Raw genomic sequence first — 18,072 nt, 5'->3', positions numbered from 1 at the left:
CCACGCCGGGGCGGCCCGCAAGGCGGCCGAGCGTGGGGTCCAGAACATGCGCACCCCCGGCCTTTCGTCTACGCTCGCGGGCCACATGAAGGTTCCCGATGTCTCGCGGGGGCTCCGGCGGGCGGGGTTGCTCGCTGTCCTGGCGGGGGCGCTGCTCCCCGGGTGCGAGTCCCGCACACCCCCACACCGGTTCCCCCTGACGACGGCTCCCGCGACGGACTCCGCGCCGCCGCCGGAGGCGAGTGCCGCGCGACCCGCTTCCGTCGAGGCCACGTCCGCACGGCCCGCATCCGCGCAGCTCGCGTCCCACGACGGAGTGGCTTCCGCGCAGCCCTCGTCGGGTGAGGCGGCGACATCCGCGCGGCCCGCGACCTCGGAGTCCGCACGCGAGCTGACGGCGGCCGCTGCTCCCTCGGTGGTGCCCTCTTCCGCGAGCGTGTCCGCGCCGGCCCGGAGCACGGGGCGCTCCGCGTTCCGCGCCCTGCCGCCCACCACCGAGCGCGCGGGACACCTGCACGCGCTGGCCACGCGGCTGAAGGCACCGGGCGGCGCGGTGGAGGATCCGTGCGTGGAGCCGAGTGACACCGGCTGCGCGCGGTCCGCGCTGACGCCGTTCTTCCGCGCGCTGGACGGGCTGCTGGAGGGCACGGCGAAGACGCCCACGGTCGTCGCCGCGTTCGGCAACTCGCTCATCGCGGGGGACCGCATCGTGGACGTGGTCCGCGACGAGCTGGTGGCGGGCTTCGGCCACGCGGGCCGGGGCGCGCTGCTGGTGGACCGCATGGCGCCCTACGGTGGACGGTCGCGCACGGCCGCCGTGAGCAACGGCTGGCAGCCGCGCACGCTGGGCGAGCTGCACGCGCCGCCGCACCCGTTCGGCATCACCGGCGTGTACCACGTGGCCACCGAGAACCGCGCCCGGGGCCGCTTCAAGCTGGACGGCGAGCCGCGCGGGACGCTGTGGTGGAAGGACGTGAAGGGCGCGGGCCGCCTGGTCGTGTCCGTGGACGGAGCGGTGCTCGCGCGCACGGAGCCGCAGGGGGACGGTGCCAGCCGCACCACGTCCTTCGACCTGCCCGCGGGCGCGAAGTGGCTGGACGTCACCGCGGAAGGCAAGGGCGCCATCGTGCAGGGCGTTGTGCTGCAAAAGGACGCGCCCGGCGTCGTGCTGGACATGCTCGGCGTGCCGTCCGCGGACGCCACGCTGTATGCGCGGCTGGAGGAGGACGCGCTGAAGGCGCAGCTCGCGCAGCGCGACCCGAAGCTGCTGCTCTTCTTCCTGGGGGGCAATGAGTCCAAGCGCCTGGAGTGGAAGCGCACGGACCTGCCCACCGTGCGCCAGGACCTGGCCGCGCTCCTGCGCCGCGCCCGCGCCGCCGCGCCCGGCAGCGCGTGCATGGTGGTGGGGCCCATGGACGCGGTGCAGGACGGCCACGCGAAGGGCAAGCCCCTGACGCAGCGGCCGTTCCTGGAGGCCGCCATCCAGGCCGAGCGCGAGGTGGCGCTCGCCGAGGGCTGCGGCTTCTTCAACCTCTACACGGCGATGGGCGGCGCGGGGTCGCTCGCGCGCTTCCATCAGGCGGGGTTCATGCACGAGGACCTGGTGCATCCGCGCGGTCAGGGACTGGACCTGCTGGGGCAGCTGGTCTCGGACGCGCTGCTGGCGGGATGGGCGAACGAGGGCGCGGTGCCGGCCCCGGCGCTCACGTCCTCGCGTGAAGATGCACCGGCGGGCAGTGGAAGCGGCCAGACCGCGGAGGCGGTGCCATGAAGCGGCTCTTCGTCGCGCTGTGTTTGTTGTTGGAGGCAGGCCCCGCGTTCGCGCAGGTGCCCGCCGCGAAGCCTGCTCCCGTGGCGCAGGCTCCCGCCGCCGCGCCGAAGCCGGAGGCGGCGCCCTCCGAGCCCGCTGAAAAGCCCGCGTCGCCACCGGAGTCCAGCGCGAAGGTCGCGCCGGAGCCGGGCGCGAAGGCCTCCGAGTTCCCGCCGGAGGTGCAGCGCGCGCTGGACGCGCTGGTGCGCGCGGACCTGAAGCAGGGCCCCACCGCGGGCCTGTCCGTGGGTGTGATGCGGGGCGGCCAGCGGTGGATGAACGGCTACGGCTACCGCGACCTGGCGAAGAAGCTGCCGGCCACGGTGCGCACCACGTACCGCATGGCGTCCATCACCAAGTCCTTCACGGCGGTGGCCGTGATGCAGCTGGCGCAGGCGGGCAAGCTGGACCTGGACGCGGACATCCACACGCTGGTGCCCGAGTACCCGGTGAAGCAGTGGCCGGTGACGGTGCGGCAGCTGCTGGGCCACCTGGGCGGCGTGCCCACCTACGACAGCCCGAGCGCCGGCAACAACACGAAGCCGGTGACGACGAAGGAGGCCATCGCGATGTTCGCGGACCGGCCGCTCATGTCGGAGCCGGGCACGCGCTACCTGTACACGACGTGGGGCTTCAACCTGCTGGGCGCGGCGGTGGAGACCGCCTCCGGCCAGTCCTACCGCGAGTACATGCGCGACCACGTCTTCGGCCCCGCGAACATGAGCCACGCGGACCTGGATGAAATCAGCACGCGCGACGCGCAGCAGGCGGTGGGCTACCGCGTGGCGGGCGCCGCGCTGAAGCCGTCGCGCTTCCTGGACGTCACCAGCCGCTTCGGTGGCGGCGGCACGCGCGCGACGGTGGAGGACCTGCTGGGCTTTGCTCGCGCGGTGCTGGACCACACGCTGGTGACGCGCGAGACGATGGGTCGCATGCAGGCGACGATGGTCACGCGCGACGGGCACATCACCGACTACGGCATGGGCTTCGCGACCTATCCGCTCAGGGGCCACTACATCGTGGCGCACGCGGGCGGGCAGCCGGAGACGACGACGCTGCTGGTGATCTTGCCGGCGGAGGACACGGCCATCGCGCTCGCCACCAACGTGGAGGACGAGGCGAAGCGGCTGCGCCGGCTGTCCCTGCGGTTGATGGAGACGGTGCTGGACGAGGGCGCGCCGGGCCGCGGCGGCCACTTCACGGACCCCGTGGACGCGGTCGTGTACGAGGGCATGGGGCGGCTGGCCAGCTACGGGCTCGCGTACCACGACTGGGCCACGCGCGGGCCGGGCACGCTGCCGCCGGAGACGGACCTGGCGGGGGCGTTCACGAAGGTGTCGGCGCTCTTCGACCGGGCGGCCATCGCCAGGGACGGCCGGGGCGCGATGGAGCGGATCCGCGGCGCGCACGAGCCGCGCGGCGAGTCGCTCCTCATCCGCGTGGGCGCGCACATGGCGGCCACGGTGGAGAAGGTGATGGGCGCGGAGCGGCTGCGCGCGTACCGGACGCAAGGCGCGGCGGGCTTGTTCGCGGACTACCTGGCCGCGTGCGAGACGCTGAAGTGTCCGGAGGCGGAGCGCTTCAGCCCGACCGTGCGGAGCGACGTGGCCCGCTTCGTCGCGGGGTGGAAGCGCGCGGAGGTGCCGGCGCTGCGGCGCTCCCGCCTGGAGGCGCTGAAGGACCCCGAGCGGGTGTGGCCCGCGCTGAAGGAGGCGGCGGTGCGTGCCCCCCAGGTGCGGCCGGACTACACGGACGAGCTGCTCACGCTGGCGGACCGGGCGAAGCGCAAGCCCACGGACCGGATGCGCTGGCTGGAGCGCGCGACGGAGCTGCATCCGGAGTCGATGGACGCGCACCTGGCCCAAGCGGTGGGGCTGATGGAGGCGGACCGCGAGGCGGAGGCGATTCCGCACGTGCGCGAGGCCTTCGAGACGCCGGAGGGGTCGCTGGTGCTGTCCCCCGCGGGCTTCCTGAGGCGGCTACTGGACACGCGTTCGCCGAAGGTCGCCCGCGGCCTCCTGCGAGCGGCGGTGACGCTGCACCCGGACGCGCCGGAGCTGTGGGACGCGCTGGCGAAGCGGGAGCGGGCGCTGGGGGACGCGGGCGCGGCGAAGACAGCGGTGGCACAGGCGAAGCGGGCCCGTCAGGCCCGAGCCGCCCAGGAGGCCCGGGCCCCGAAGGCGACCGGTGCCGTGGCGCCGGCCGGGAGCGCGCCGGCGCAGGACAAGGCCGGGAGCACGTCCCCTTCGGTGCCCGTGGATCCGGAAACGGCGCCGGAGCCGTAGCGCATCGCCTACGATGCGCGGCGATGACGCCTTCCTGTCCTTCCTGTCAGGCCCCCTTCACCCCCGGCGCTGAGACGTGCGAGCGGTGTGGGGCCTCGCTGCTGGTGGCCTCCGCTCCCGGAAGCGCCGAGCCCGTCTGCGCCGTGCACCCCGAGTGGCAAAGCGTGGCCACGTGCCCGCGCTGTGGCGCGTTCGCCTGTGCCCGCTGCCTGCGCCAGGGGCCGGAAGGGGCCATCTGCGTCACCTGCCACGAACGCGAGCCCCTGGGCCAGCTGCCGTGGGACCAGCGCGAGCAGCTGGGCACGCTCAAGGCGTTCTGGCGCACGTGCTACGGCCTGCTGATGCAGCCCACGAACACGCTCCGGGGCATCAACCCCGACGCGCCCGTGAGCAGCTCCATGACGTTCGTGCTCCTGTCCGCGATCGCCGGCTTCCTGACCACGGGCATCGTCTACACGGCGATCATCGGCATCGTCCTGGGGCTCGTCCCCCAGACGGACACGGGTGGCGCGGATCCGAAGACCCTGAAGCTGTGGATGACGGTGGGCATGGCGGCCTGGACGGTGCTGATGCCTTTCTTCAGCACCGGCATGACGCTGGTTAACGCGGGCCTGGACCACCTCATCCTGCGCATGGGCGGCGTGGAGCGGGGCTTCTCCGTGACGATGCGCGCGCACGCGCTCTCGCAGGCGCCGTACATCGTCGGCGTGATTCCCTTCGTCGCCGTGTACGCCGCGCCCTTCTGGGCCATGGGCCTGCGCGCCTTCGCCTACCGCACGCTGCACCGCACCAGCTGGGGCACGGCGCTGGCGGGAGCACTCCTGGTGCCCGTGCTCTCGTGCTGCCTCTGCGGTGGCGTCTACGGGGCCTTCATCTTCGCGGCCTTCAAGAGCGGCCTGGGCGCGCAGGGCTGAGCGTCACGCACCGCGCCTACTGCTGCCCGGACGCCGCCGTGGCCCCGCGCGGCACCCGCGAACCCGGCTCCGGCCAGAAGCGCGCGGCCCGGAAGCCGTCGAGCGACGCGACGAGGCGCCGGGAGCCCAGGTCGTAGACGCGCACCTGCGTCGCGCCCGCGAGCAGCAGCAGGTCCCCGCGCGCCATCGCGCGCACGGGGCTCCGGGCGGGCAGGGCGAGGCCCTCGGGTTCGGCCAGGTGGCCGTCCTCCATCTCCCAGCGCACCGGCATCATCAGCGCGGTCTGCTCGCCCGCGGTCTGCCACGCGAACAGCGGGCCGCCTCGCGACTCCATGCGCGCCCAGCCGCCGAACACGTCGTGGCCCCGGCGCGGCACCACCGCGTCCAGCCGGACCGCGTCCTGGCCGCCCTCGTCCAGCCCCTGCGCCACCAGCGACTCCGGGTCCCCGGCCACCGTGGAGGACACCAGCATCTCCGCCGTGGTGAGCGCGAACACGGCGTCCGCGTCACCGCGCGTGGCCACCGTCTCGATGCGCTTCCACGCCCCGGCCTCCAGCCGGTACGCGTGCGCGAGCCCCGCGCCCTCGTCCTCCTCCGGGAGGGGGATGCGCCGGCCCTCGAAGAGGAAGGCGCCGTCGCGCCGCACCAGCTCGCCCGTGTGCGCCGTCAGCGCCACCAGGCGCCCCACCGAATCGAACCCCACCGCGCCGGTCAGCCCCTCCTCCGGCAACAGCTGCGCCGCCCCCTGCCCGGACGTCAGGTCCACCAGCCACACGCGCCCGGGCCCCCGCGCGCTGCCGGCCGGGTCCCGCACCGCCGCGTGCTTCCCATCCGCGCTCCACGCGAGCTGCAGCCCGTCACACGCCGCATCCACTGTCACCAGCGCCCTGCGTCTTCCGTCCGACTCCAGGCGCAGCCACGTACAGCCAGACGGCGCCGCGTCCTGGAGCACCGACAGCGAGAACGGCGCCGTCTTCACCGGCACCACCTCCGGCGCGGGAGGCGCGGCCGGCGAAGTCTCCGGGGCCTTCTGGCAGGCGCTCACGAGGAGCAGGGCGCTGACGAGGCTCGAGGTGCGGACCATGGTGGACTCCTCCCGGAAAAAGATGACCTCCATGGAATATGTCAGAGCCCCGGGTGCGTGCGGAAGACACCCGGAGCCCACATCCGGAGCGTCGCCGGAGCCGTTGGACGGTGTCCCGAACCTCACGGACAACTGCGTGGCGGTCGCGAATGCGGGACAGGCGGACGGCAATGGCAATGGCAATGGCAATGGCAATGGCGATGCGTGTGAAATCTCCGGCACCGTCGATGTGGCGCTGACGGTGACCGCGAATCCCGACCCTGTGCTGGTGGGCGCTCCCGTCGTGTACACATTCGGAGTGTCTCAGTCCGGCACCCGGTCCGAGCCGGAGGTGGTGCTGACCGCGGAGCTGCCCGAGGAGACCGAGTACGTGTCGGCGACTGCTTCCCAGGGCCAATGCACCCACTTCGAGGAGACGCTGGTCTGCACGCTGGGCGCCATGGCCCCCAGCGCCTCGGCGAGCGTGGGGGGCACGCTGCGGCCACGGGTGCCGGGCTCCTTCTCCTATGAGGCCCGGGTGACGACGAGCCTTCAGGAGACAATCGAAAGCAACAACGAGGCCTCGGAGGAGGTGGAGGCGATCTGCGAGTCGGATGCGCAGCTGTGTGCTCGGTTGGCGAAGACGTGCGGGGCCGTGAGTGCCACCGACAACTGCGGCGTCGTCCGGAGCGTCGCGAGCTGCGGAACCTGCTCCACGGGGCAGAGCTGCAACAGCAGCAACGTGTGCGAGTAGTCCGCTGAACGCAGGGTGCCGTGGGTCCGGCCTCTTCCTGGCGGGTCCACGGCGCTGTCAGCGCAGCCAGCCAATGTAGAGCGACGGCCCTGGCCACGGCGTCGAGGGGGCCAGCGGCGTGCTTCTCGCGAGGAGTTGCTCACGCGGAAGGTCGCTCTCCAGGTCGTCCCGTTGGACGAGGTGGAGCCGCTGGAGCCAGCCCTCACCACAGAAGCCAGGTTGGGAGTCGTCCCGGCCAACGAGGATGTTCACCAGGGCCTGGGTGTCGTCCGGCGAGAAGGCCAGGACCGTGAAGGCGGTCGCATCCTGGCGCACCTGCGGAGGCGTGCGTGTCTGGGTGGCCCATCGATAGAAGCGCTGCGGTGGGGGCGTCACTCCCGCGCACTCCGTCGTCGGTGGCTCGGGCGTCACCGCCGTGAAGAGTCCCCCTGGGCGCTGGTTGTACCAGTTGAATCTTCCCGTGAAGGCTCCCAATGGCGCCTCGGAGGTGAAGGCTGCATCAAGGGCGAGCAGGGATGCCCTCCTTCCCTCCGGAGTGGAGGTCGTGACGAAGGCATGACCGCCGTCAGGCGAAACGGCAGGCCATTCCGCCGCGTGTGCCCGCATGCGGCCCGTGGGTATGTCCAGGACGCAGAGGCGCTGCGCTCCGGTGGTGCCGCACTGAAGAGTGAACACGAACTCGTTCCGGGAAGGGGCCCAGGCCAACAGCTGGGGCTTTCCCTGCACGGGACCGAGCGGGACGTCCGTCACCCGGCCTGACTCGACATCCACCGTGTACAGCTTCAGGAGTTCGCAGCCAGGACCGGGGAGCTCCAGGGCATATGCCAGATGCTTTCCGTCCGAGGACCAGATGAACGAACTGGCCCGGGCTCCTTTCGGTGGAGAGGGCAGGTCACGCAGGTCCACGAGGATGCGTCGGCCCGCGCCATCCGCATTGACCACGAGCAGCACGTTCCAGGCTTGCACGGGCGCGAGGCTCGCTCCGTCCGAAGCGGCGGGATGGCGCTCCGCATAGGCCACGCGGGTCCCATCCGGCGAGATGCAGGCCCCATTGAGGGGGCCTTCCACCTGGGGACGGTTCCAGCCTGCCAGCCGCCCGCTGTCCGTGAGTGCGTGGTGCCGCAGCCCATCCAGGGATTGAATCCACAAGTCACGCCGCGAACCTGGACGCTCCTGCTTGAAGTACAGCAACCCACGCCAGCCGGGGACGGGTACTCGCAGCGGCTTCGCCCGGGCTCCAGTCGGTCCTTCCCGAGAGCAGCCAGCGAGGGCGAGGGCTCCCATCCATCCCAGCAAGGCACGCCGTCCCATCAGGGGCCGTGACGAAGACAAGAGGAAGGGGGGCGGTGGGCTCATGGAAGAACCATAGCGATTGAGGAAGAGGGACCTGAATCGCCATGCCGCCCCATGCGGCCGCGGCCAGCACGCTTGCAATGCTCCAATAGAAGGGTTTGACCGCCGTCGCGGCCGTGGTGCCCATGGGGTTGGGCGCCGCCAGCGTGGCCAGTGCGGCCCGGCGGTGTCCGGAGGCACGGGCGCGCTGGAGCTGTGGCAGGCGCGCGGCGAAGCCCTGCCGTACTGACAAAGACAAACGCGCGTCATGACGGAACCATGACGAACACAAGGAGCGGCCAAGGCCCAAAGACAGTCATGGCTTCGTAGGTTGACCCTCCGTTCCCGTGGGTCAACCCCGGAGTGCGTCATGCCCCAAGCCGTCCCTCGCTTCGTCCCGGTGTGGTTCCTGGGTTGTACGGCGGTCGCACTGCTCACGGCGGCGGACGTTCCCAAGGCCCCTCCGCCGCCCGTCACGCAGTGGACCGCGCGGCCCGAGGAGTCCGCCCGCATCGCGCGGGTGGAGGCGGGCCTCGCGCCGCTGGAGCTGCCGGGGGAGAGGCCGCGGGCCCTCTCCGTGCAGCGCTGGATGGAGCTGTACCGCATCCCGGGCCTGAGCCTGGCGGTTTATGACAACCACGCGCTGGTGTGGAGCAAGACGTATGGCGTGACGCAGGCCGGGGGCAGGGAGCCCGTCACGCTGGAGACGCTGTTCCAGGCCGCGTCCGTCAGCAAGCCGGTGACGGCGATGGCCGCGCTGCGCGCCGTGGAGCAGGGCCGGGTGTCGCTCGACGCGAACGTCAACGACGCGCTGAAGTCCTGGAAGGTCCCCGACAACGACTTCACGCGCGAGCAGAAGGTGACGCTGCGCCGGCTGCTCAGCCACGGCGCGGGGCTCACCGTGCACGGCTTCCCCGGCTACGGCGCGGGCGAGCCGCTCCCCACGCTCCAGCAGGTTCTCGACGGCGTGAAGCCCGCGAACACGGAGGCCGTGCGCGTGGACAGGGTGCCCGGCACGGAGAACCGCTACAGCGGCGGCGGCTACGTCGTGGTCCAGCGACTGCTGATGGACCTGGCGAAGAAGCCCTTCCCCCAGCTCATGAAGGAAGCGGTGCTGGACCCGGTGGGGATGAAGCACAGCACGTTCGCACAGCCGCTGCCCCCGGCGCTCGCCGCGCGCACGGCCGCGGGCACGCGCGCCAATGGGGAGGCCGTGGAGGGCCGCTGGAAGGTGTACCCGGAGCTGGCGCCCGCGGGCCTGTGGACGACGCCGTCCGACCTGGCGCTGCTCCAGCTGGAGGTGGCGAAGGCGAAGGCCGGCAAGTCGAAGCGCGTGCTGTCGCAGGCGATGGCGCAGCAAATGCTCACGAAGCAGTCCGGGCCGTACGGGCTGGGCTACATGCTGGGGGACGCGCCGGACCGCTTCGAGCACGGCGGGTGGAACGACGGGTTCACCGCCACGGTGATGACGCTGGGAGACACGGGGAGCGGCGTGGTGCTGATGGCCAACTCGGACAACGGCCCGCTGCTCTTCGAGCGGCTCATCGCGAGCATCGGCGCGGAGTACGGCTGGAAGCCCCTGCCGGACCACTTGAAGTCGCCGGAGACGACGGCGGATCTGCTCTCGCGCGTGAAGGGCGCGGACGCGGTCATCGCCTGGGCGCGGAAGGCGAAGTGCGAGAGCGGCCTGCCGCCACAGGTGCTCAATCAGGTGGGCTACGGGCTGATGATGTCCGGCAAGGTGGAGGACGGCCTGAGGGTGTTCGAGGCGAACGCGGTCCTCTTCCCGGACGACGCGGAGGCGCAGGACGGCCTGGGCATGGCCTACCTGCACGCGGGCAGGAATGCCGCGGCGCTCGCCGTGTTCCAGAAGCGGCTCAAGGCGGATCCGAAGAACGAGAACGCCCTGCGGGCCGTGCAGACGCTGAGCGCGAAGCCCTGAGCCCCAGGGCCCGGCCCGCGCCTACAGCGCCATGTACGCGCGGGCCGCCGGCACGGAGTAGAACCGGCCCTCCGGCAGCACGTACGCGGTGAGCTTGCCGCCGTAGACGCAGCCGGAGTCCAGCCCCACCGCGAACGGGTGCTTCTGCAGGCCGCGCATGGCGTCGTGGCCGAAGATGACCAGCTCCGGGCCCTTCCACAGGCTGCCCCAGGGCTCGCCGGCTTCCAGCCGCTTCGACGGCGTCCCGTCCGCCGCGATGCTGCGCAGGTTGAAGAGGAACTCCTCCTTCTGCTCCGTCAGCGGCACCCCCGGCACCAGCCCGGCGTGCACCGCCAGCGCGTTCAGGTCCGGGAAGTGCAGATACGAGGGCAGCGTCGCCATGTAGGCCCAGTCCGCGGCCGACAGCGTGTCCAGCACCTGCCGGTGCTCCGGCTTGAGCTTCTTGCCCTTCGCCGCGTGCCCGCCGTGCCAGCGCAGCACGTGCGCGTCGTGGTTGCCCTTCACCGCCTGGAAGCCGTGCTCGCGCGCCCGCCGCACCACGCCCGCGGAGTCCGGTCCCTTCGCCACCAGGTCGCCCACCAGCACCACCCGGTCGCCGGGGCTCCAGTCACACGCCTTCAGGAGCGCGTCCAGCTCGGCGGAACAGCCGTGCACATCTCCGATGAAGAGCGTTCGCATCTCCCCTCTCTTTAACGCACTGTCCACGAATGCCCTGCCCGGATTCTCGGGCGCCTCGCGTGCGGACGGGGGCTCGCGCGCCGCGTTACTACTCGGCCTTCGTGCGCAACAGCCGGCTGAGGCTCACGTCCAGCTGGCTGGAGATGAGCCGCAGCACGCTGTCCAGCTGCGAGCGCGTCAGCCGCAGCCGCTCCGTCAGCCGCTGCCGCGTGCCGTCCAGCAGCTCCTCCTGCGCGCCCACCACCCACCGCGCCGCCGTGGAGCGGTGCACGCCGTAGAGCGCCCCCAGCTGGTCGATGCCCAGCCCGTCCAGGTACTTCAGCCGAAGGAAGTTGCGCTGCCGGGCGGAGAGGGCCGCCAGCGCCGCCTGGAAGGACGCGGTGAACTCCGCGCGGTACGTCTGCTTCAGGTACGCCAGCTCCGGGTCGTCCCCCGGCGCCACCAGCATGGACAGGTCGCCGTCCTCCGACTGCGCCTGCCCCGAGCGCTGGCGCTGCCAGTCCAGCGCCAGCCACAGCGCCGCCGCGCGCACCCAGCCCGCGAGCGGCCCCGTGCCCGGGTACGCCGCCAGCCGCGCCGGGGCCTCCGCGCTGCCCACCAGCATCCGCTGCCGCAGCGCCTGGCGGACCTCGTCCAGTCCGGCCGGGGGCAGCTTCAGCCGCGCCACCGCCGTGTCCACCTCCGGCATGAGGCGCTGCTCGAACGTGGCCAGCGCGGAGGGCAGCCCGTCCGCCGCCGCCCGCGCCAGGTACACGTCCGCCATGTGCAGCCTGCCCCAGGCCTCCTCCTGGCCGTCCGCGGGCACCAGCCGCGCCAGGTGCGCCGCGAAGCGCGAGCCCTCCAGCGGGATGTCCGGCCAGGACTGCCGGGCCGCTTCCAGGGCCTGGGCCAGCCGCTCCTGGAGGACGGAGAGGGCGCCTGCCGGCTCCGTCTTTCCTCGAGCGGTCATGAAGGCCTGGGCTAGGGGCAGGTCCGGGGCGGCCACGGGACAGGACACTACCACCGGCCCCTGTCGCGACGCCGGGTCACCCGACATGTCGCGCCGGGGCTCCCACCTGTCAGGTGTCCCCCGGGATACGCTCCGGACCCCGCGTGTCCACCCGCGCACGCCCGCCCGGCCATGTGGGGCTCCCCCTCTTGCCCTCGTCCGCCCGAGCGGCATCCAACCCCGTGTGGCCCTCCGGCCACGGCCGCCCATGGCCTGCGCTTTGCTGGTAGAGGCGGGAGGGACGTCGGCTGGTGCGGAGGTGTGAACGTGGATGAAGTCGGTGGTGGGCTCGGTGGTGGGCTCGGAGCCGGGCCCGGTGACGCGGTGTACTCCTCGTGGTTGGAGGTGAGCGCGTCCCACTTGAGGCACAACGTGGCGGCGTTCCGCGCGCTGGAGTCCTCCGGTCCCACGCCCCGGGCGCTGGGCGCGGTGCTCAAGGGCAACGCCTACGGCCACGGGCTTGCGCAGGTGCTGCCGCTGGTGCACGCGGGCGTGGACGTCCTCTACTTCATCGCCCCGCAGGACGCGCTCACGGTGCGCGCGCACGAGGCCGCGCATGGCCTGCCCGCGCGGCAGGTGGTGGTGCTGGGCGCGGTGGCCCCGGAAGAGGCCGTCGTGCTGGCGCAGCAGGGCATCGACGTGGTGGTGGCGGACCGCTCCTGGGCGGACGCGGTGCCTTCCCTGCGCGCGGCGAAGCTGACGCGCCCCCTGCGCGTGCACGTGCACATCGACACGGGGCTGGGCCGCGAGGGCTTCACGTTGGATCAGCTCCCGCGGGAGACGGCATTCCTCGCGGACGCGCCGGACGTGTTCGAGCCGGTGGGCGTGCTCAGCCACTTCGCCAACACGGAGGACGTGACGGAGCAGGGGTACGCGCTGGCGCAGTTGGACGCGTTCGAGACGGCGCTGGGGCACCTGGCCGCGCAGCTGAAGCCCGCGAAGCCGTTGCAGCGGCACATCGCCGCGAGCGCCGCGGCGCTGGTGCTGCCCCGGGCGCGCTACGAGGCGGCGCGGGTGGGCATCTCGCTGTACGGCCTGTGGCCTTCACCGGAGACGCGGCTGTCGGCGCGGCTGGTGCTGGGCGAGCTGCCGGTGCTCAAGCCGGTGCTGTCATGGCGGTGCAAAAGCCAGGTGGTGAAGTGGCTGCCGGCGGGTGCCTACGTGGGCTACGGCTGCACCTACCGCTGCCCGGAGCCCACGCGCATCGCGGTGCTGCCGGTGGGCTACTACGACGGCTATCCGCGCCTCGCGTCCGGCAAGGCGCACGTGCTGGTGAACGGGCGGCGGTGCGCGGTGCTGGGCCGCGTGATGATGAACCACCTGATGGTGGACGTGACGCGCGCCTCGTCCGACGAGCGTCCGGTGACGGCCACGCTGCTGGGCCGCGATGGCGAGGAGTCCGTGTCCGCCGAGTCCCTGGCCGGCTGGGCGCAGACCATCCACTACGAACTGGTGACGCGCCTGGGCGCGCACCTGCGCCGCGTCGTCGTGGAGTAACGCGGCTCGCGGGCCGTACCTCCGGAGCCTCCAGCGCGGTGACGCGCGTTGAGGACCGCACCTTCCAGCGCTCACGCCGCGCGAGCCCGCGCTACTTCTGCGGCGTGCCCTCGGTGAGTCCCGGGGACGGCGCGGTGACGACCGCAGGGGGCTGCACCTTCCAGCGGCGGTGCAGCCACAGCCACTGCTCCGGATGCCGGCGGATGGCGCGCTCCAGCGCCGCCGTGACTCGCGCGGTGTGCTCGGTGATGGGGTCCGCGCACTCACCGGGCTTCGGCGGGAGGATGGGGCCTTCCACCTCCAGCTTGTAGCGCGCGCCCGGGCCCGGAGGCCGCACGCCCATCACCACGAACACCGGCACGCCCGTGCGCTCGGCGGCCACCGCCATCGCGGGTGTCGTGGACGCGAGCTGGCCGAAGAAGGGCACGAACACCGCGGACTTCGCGGGCAGCGCCTGGTCCAGCAGCATGTACGCGGACTCGCCGCGGTTCACCGCGTCGGTGATCTCTTGAATCGCGCCCTTCGGGTAGATGAGCCCCGCGCCCGCGCCCAGCCGGTTCACCGCGATGCGCGTGTTCAGCGCGCCCTTGAGCGGCCGCACCAGCGCGTTGAGCGGGATGCCCCAGCGGATCAGCATCTGGCCCACCAGCTCCCAGTTGCCGAAGTGCGCCGTCACCAGCAGCGCGCCCTTGCCCGTGGCCACGTGCGCCTTCAGCGCCGCGAACGCCTCCTCGCCCACGATGCCCTGCTGGTCCCAGTCCGGCGTCATCCGGTCCCCGGACGGCAGCGACTCCACCACCACGCGCGCCATGGTGAGGTACGCGCCGCGCGCGATGTCGCGGCGCTCCGCTTCACTCTTCTCCGGCAGCGCCCGCGCCAGGTTGTCCAGCGCCACCTTGCGGCGGATGCCCAGCGTGTAGGCCAGGCTCGCGACGAAGCGCGCCAGCGCATCGCGTGCGGCGGGCGACAGCCACGTGAGCAGCGCCCAGACGCCCCGCGTCAGGAACGCCACGACGGGACCCGGCGGCGAACCGATGATGCGGCGCAGGTGCTCCGGCGGCGTCTTCCCCTCGGGAGGGGTGTTCGTTTGCGATGGCAGCGGATGCGAGGAGAGGGGAGCGGACACGGCGGCGCACTCCACCGCGAACACGACCTGACAGCAAGGCCACACGCCGCTCGCTCGTCGCTACCTTGGCAGGCTGCTCTGGTCCACACTGCGCGGCCATGCCCAACCTGCTCCGTCCGGTGGCCCTGGCCACCGCAACCTTCCTTGCGGCATGCGGTGCCCGTCAGGGTAACGCTCCCGCTCCCGGTGCCGTTGAAACGCCGCCTGCCGTTCAGGCTGCCGCCGCGCCCACTCCTCCCACGCTGCGGCTGCCGGACGACGTGCGGCCCACGAAGTACTCCATCGTCTTGAAGATGGATCCGAAGGCGGAGGCCTTCGAAGGCACCGTCGACGTCATGCTGGAGGTGGCCAAGGCCACGAACGTCATCTGGATGCACGGCAAGGGCCTCATCGTGAAGGAGGCCACGCTGGAGCAGGCGGGCGTCACGCACACGCTCAAGGCCTCCACCGCAGGCGAGGACTTCCTGGGCCTGACGCTGGACAAGCCCCTGGCCGTGGGCGGCGCGAAGCTGCACCTGACGTACTCGGGCACCGCGTCCGAGCGCGAGAACTCCGGCGCCTTCCGCGTCAACGAGGGCGGCGACTGGTACATCTACACGCAGTTCGAGCCGCTGGGCGCCCGCCGCGCCTTCCCGTCCTTCGATGAGCCCGGCTTCAAGGTGCCGTGGCAGCTCACCTTCCACGTGCCGGAAGGCAACGTGGCCGTCACCAACACGCCGCAGCTCGCGGACGAGAAGGGCGCGGACGGCTGGCACATCTACCGCTTCGCGCCCACGCAGCCCCTGCCCAGCTACCTTGTCGCGTTCGGCGTGGGCCCGTTCGACTTCCTGCCCGCGCGCGACGCGGGGCAGAAGCACGTGAAGACGCGCATCATCACGCCGCGCGGCCGGGCCAGCGAGGCCGCGTGGGCCGCGAAGGTGACGCCCGACATCCTGGAGCGCCTGGAGGGGTACTTCGGCATCCCGTACGCGTTCGAGAAGCTGGACGTGCTCGCGGTGCCGCTGATGGGCGGGGCCATGGAGAACCCGGGCCTCGTCACCTTCAACTCGCGCCTCATCCTAGCGAAGCCGGAGGAGGACACCGTGGGCCGCCAGCGCGCGTTCGCGGGCACGCAGGTGCACGAGCTGGCGCACCAGTGGTTCGGCGACCTGGTCACCATGGCGTGGTGGGACGACCTGTGGCTCAACGAGTCCTTCGCCTCGTGGATGACCCCGCGCATTTTGGAGTCGTGGCAGCCCACGTGGGACGCGCCGGTGGAGCGCGTGCAGGACCGCAACGGCGCGCTGGACGCGGACAGCCTGGTGGCCGCGCGCTTCATCCGCCAGCCCATCCAGGACGCGGGTGACATCCAGAACGCCTTCGACGGCATCACCTACGGCAAGGGCAGCGCGGTGCTGTCCATGGCGGAGACGTGGCTGGGCCGCGACGTGTTCCAGAAGGGCATCCAGCGCTACATCCGCGCGCACGCGGGCAAGAACGCCACCGCGAAGGACTTCCTGGACGCGCTGTCGCAGGAGTCCGGCAAGGACGTGGCCCAGGTGATGAACAGCTTCCTGGACCAGACGGGCGCGCCCTTCATCACCGCGACCCTGCTGTGCGACGGCGGCAAGCCGCGCGTGGCCCTCACCCAGCAGCGCTACGTGCGCCTGGGCTCCAAGGCCCCGGACGCGCAGTCCTGGAAGGTGCCGGTGTGCGTGAAGTACCCGGGCGCCGGCAAGGACGCCACCGCGTGCACGCTGATGACGGAGGAGAAGGCGGAGGTCGCGCTGCCGGAGGCCAAGGCCTGCCCGGCCTGGGTGTTCCCCAACGCGGACGGCGCGGGCTACTACCGCCTGCGGCTGGCGGATGACACGCGGGCCAAGCTGATGAAGTCCGGCCTGACGAAGCTGTCGCGCGCGGAGCGCGTGGTGCTCTTGAGCGACTCGCTGGCGCTGGCGCAGGCGGGGCTCATGCCCGCGGCGGAGGCGCTGCCCCTGCTCACGGGCGTGGCGGAGGACCCGGACCGGCAGGTGCTGGAGGCGGGCCTGGAGCTGATGGACCTGGTGTCGTCGCGGCTGCTCACGGAGGCGCAGGACGCGGACCGCGCCCGCTACGTGCGGGACACCTTCGGGCCGCGCGCGCGCAAGCTGGGCTTCAAGCCGCGCCCCGGTGAGAGCGAGGACCTGCGCCTCCTGCGCCCGCGCTTGCTGGAGCTCGCCGGCAACGAGGGCGACGACCCGAAGCTCGTCGCGGAGGCGCGCACGCTGGCGGACCAGTGGCTCAAGGACCGCAAGGCGCTGTCCGCGGACGTGGTGGGCGCGGTGCTCTCCATCGCCGCGCAGCACGGGGACGCGGCCTTCCACGCGAAGCTGCTGGAGGCCCTGCGCGGGGAGAAGGACCGCTACCAGCGCCAGCAACTGCTGGGCGGCCTGTCCCGCGTGGCGGACCCGAAGCTGGTGAAGGCGAACCTGGAGCTGCTGCTCGACCCGAAGCAGGACATGCGGGAGAACCTGTGGCTGCTCTTCGGCGCGTCGCGCGACCCCCGCACCCGTGACACCGCGGTGGAGTTCCTGAAGACGCACTTCGACGCGCTGGTGGGCACCGACGACAAGCCCGGCCTGCTGCCGGAGGGCATGGGCTCCCGACTGCCGTACATGGCCGCCGGCTACTGCGACGCGGGCAAGCGCAAGGAGCTGGCCGCCTTCTTCGAGCCGCGCGCGGACAAGCTCCCCGGCTCCGAGCGCGTGCTGCGACAGGTGCTCGAAATCGTGGACCAGTGCGTCGCGCTGAAGGAGGCCCAGGGCGCGAGCATCGGGACGTTCCTGTCCGGCAAGCCGAAGACGCCGCAGGCGCCGCCCGCGCCCCGGTAAGGCACATGAAACGACGCCGGGTCCGCGTGACATGCACGCGGACCCGGTGGGTAGAGCCTTCGTCGCGAAGGGAGCGGGACTACTTCCGGCCGCGCGACATGAAGGACATGAAGGCCTCCTTCGCCTCGTCGGAGGCCAGGCGCTGGACGAACTCCGCGCCCTCGCGCTTGAGGGCGGTCTCCACCTGCTCGCGCAGGGGGCCGCGGATGAGCGCCTTGGTCACCTTCAGCGCCTGGGCGGGACGCTGGGCCAGGGCGCGGGCGCGCTCCAGGGCCACGTCCTTGAGCTGCGCCTCCGGGACTGCCTTGTTGATGATGCCGGCGCGTAGCGCGGTGGCCGCGTCGAACGGGTCTCCGAACAGCAGCAGCTCCGACGCCAGCGCGAAGCCCGCCGCGCGCGGGAGCAGCAGGCTGCTGGCGCCCTCCGCGCACAGGCCCAGGTTGACGAAGGGCATGCTGAAGCGCGCCTTCTCCCCGGCCACCACGTAGTCACAGTGCAGGAGCATCGTCGTGCCGATGCCCACCGCCGCGCCCTCCACCGCCGCCAGCACCGGCTTGGCTAGGCCCGCCAGGGCGCGCAGGTAGCGGAACACCGCGCTGTCCTCGCCCGTGGGCGGGTGCTCCAGGAAGTCGCCAATGTCGTTGCCCGCCGTGAACGCGCCGCCCGCGCCGGACAGGAGCACCACCCGGACGTCGTCGCGGCGGTCCGCCTCCAGGAGGGCGGCGGTGGCCGCTTCGTACATGGCGTGGGTGAAGGCGTTCTTCTTCTCCGGCCGGTTGAAGGTGACGGAGAAGACCCCTGCGTCGAGCTGCGTCAGAAGCGTGTCGGACATGG

At 72.3% G+C, this 18,072-nt stretch carries 13 protein-coding genes; 7 read left to right on the top strand and 6 right to left on the bottom strand.

The window, feature by feature from the left end:
- Positions 1–85: 85 nt before the first annotated feature.
- The 3 genes from AABA78_RS32250 to AABA78_RS32240 are packed head-to-tail and all read left to right on the top strand — an operon-like array spanning position 86 to position 5,009.
- Positions 86–1,771: a GDSL-type esterase/lipase family protein gene (locus tag AABA78_RS32250; protein ID WP_338269101.1), complete on the top strand. Its 1,686-nt coding sequence runs from the start codon at positions 86–88 to the stop codon at positions 1,769–1,771.
- Positions 1,768–4,095 carry a serine hydrolase domain-containing protein gene (locus tag AABA78_RS32245; protein WP_338269099.1) on the top strand — a complete coding sequence of 776 codons (2,328 nt, stop codon included), beginning with the start codon at positions 1,768–1,770 and terminating at the stop codon, positions 4,093–4,095. Before AABA78_RS32250 ends, AABA78_RS32245 begins: the two co-directional genes overlap by 4 nt.
- Before the next feature lie 23 nt (positions 4,096–4,118).
- Positions 4,119–5,009, top strand: a complete 891-nt coding sequence (locus AABA78_RS32240; RefSeq protein WP_338269098.1) for a zinc ribbon domain-containing protein — start codon at positions 4,119–4,121, stop codon at positions 5,007–5,009.
- 16 nt (positions 5,010–5,025) lie between these two features.
- Here the strand turns inward: AABA78_RS32240 and AABA78_RS32235 are convergent, their stop codons facing one another.
- Complete coding sequence (locus AABA78_RS32235; protein ID WP_338269097.1) at positions 5,026–6,093, bottom strand: hypothetical protein; 1,068 nt, start codon at positions 6,091–6,093, stop codon at positions 5,026–5,028.
- A gap of 136 nt (positions 6,094–6,229) precedes the next feature.
- On the opposite strand from AABA78_RS32235, the gene AABA78_RS32230 reads away from it, so the two are divergent.
- On the top strand, positions 6,230–6,826 hold the full coding sequence (locus AABA78_RS32230) for a DUF11 domain-containing protein (protein WP_338269096.1): 597 nt from the start codon (positions 6,230–6,232) through the stop codon (positions 6,824–6,826).
- Positions 6,827–6,883: 57 nt separating this feature from the next.
- Here the strand turns inward: AABA78_RS32230 and AABA78_RS32225 are convergent, their stop codons facing one another.
- A complete protein-coding gene (locus tag AABA78_RS32225; RefSeq protein WP_338269095.1) occupies positions 6,884–7,201 on the bottom strand; it encodes a hypothetical protein in 318 nt (105 codons plus the stop codon).
- Positions 7,202–8,528: 1,327 nt separating this feature from the next.
- On the opposite strand from AABA78_RS32225, the gene AABA78_RS32220 reads away from it, so the two are divergent.
- Positions 8,529–10,100 carry a serine hydrolase gene (locus AABA78_RS32220; RefSeq protein WP_338269094.1) on the top strand — a complete coding sequence of 524 codons (1,572 nt, stop codon included), beginning with the start codon at positions 8,529–8,531 and terminating at the stop codon, positions 10,098–10,100.
- Positions 10,101–10,121: 21 nt separating this feature from the next.
- Here the strand turns inward: AABA78_RS32220 and AABA78_RS32215 are convergent, their stop codons facing one another.
- Positions 10,122–10,778, bottom strand: a complete 657-nt coding sequence (locus AABA78_RS32215) for a metallophosphoesterase (protein WP_338269092.1) — start codon at positions 10,776–10,778, stop codon at positions 10,122–10,124.
- Positions 10,779–10,866: 88 nt separating this feature from the next.
- Positions 10,867–11,727, bottom strand: coding sequence for a transcriptional regulator (locus AABA78_RS32210; protein ID WP_338269090.1), 861 nt, complete (start codon positions 11,725–11,727; stop codon positions 10,867–10,869).
- A 306-nt stretch (positions 11,728–12,033) separates the two neighbouring features.
- On the opposite strand from AABA78_RS32210, the gene alr reads away from it, so the two are divergent.
- A complete protein-coding gene (gene alr / locus AABA78_RS32205) occupies positions 12,034–13,263 on the top strand; it encodes an alanine racemase (protein WP_338269088.1) in 1,230 nt (409 codons plus the stop codon).
- 91 nt (positions 13,264–13,354) lie between these two features.
- Here alr and AABA78_RS32200 read toward each other — a convergent pair whose 3' ends face one another.
- Positions 13,355–14,389 (bottom strand): lysophospholipid acyltransferase family protein, encoded by a 1,035-nt coding sequence (locus tag AABA78_RS32200; protein ID WP_338269086.1) that lies wholly within the window; start codon positions 14,387–14,389, stop codon positions 13,355–13,357.
- A 260-nt stretch (positions 14,390–14,649) separates the two neighbouring features.
- Between AABA78_RS32200 and AABA78_RS32195 the strand changes: the two genes are divergently transcribed.
- The gene (locus AABA78_RS32195; protein WP_338269084.1) at positions 14,650–17,238 is read left to right on the top strand and encodes a M1 family metallopeptidase; all 2,589 of its coding nucleotides are present in this window, start codon (positions 14,650–14,652) and stop codon (positions 17,236–17,238) included.
- A 79-nt stretch (positions 17,239–17,317) separates the two neighbouring features.
- Here the strand turns inward: AABA78_RS32195 and AABA78_RS32190 are convergent, their stop codons facing one another.
- Positions 17,318–18,070: an enoyl-CoA hydratase gene (locus AABA78_RS32190; protein ID WP_338269083.1), complete on the bottom strand. Its 753-nt coding sequence runs from the start codon at positions 18,068–18,070 to the stop codon at positions 17,318–17,320.
- Positions 18,071–18,072 lie beyond the last annotated feature (2 nt).

This window comes from Corallococcus caeni, assembly GCF_036245865.1.
GTDB lineage: Bacteria > Myxococcota > Myxococcia > Myxococcales > Myxococcaceae > Corallococcus > Corallococcus caeni.
This window is presented reverse-complemented; position numbering and strand designations above follow the sequence as displayed.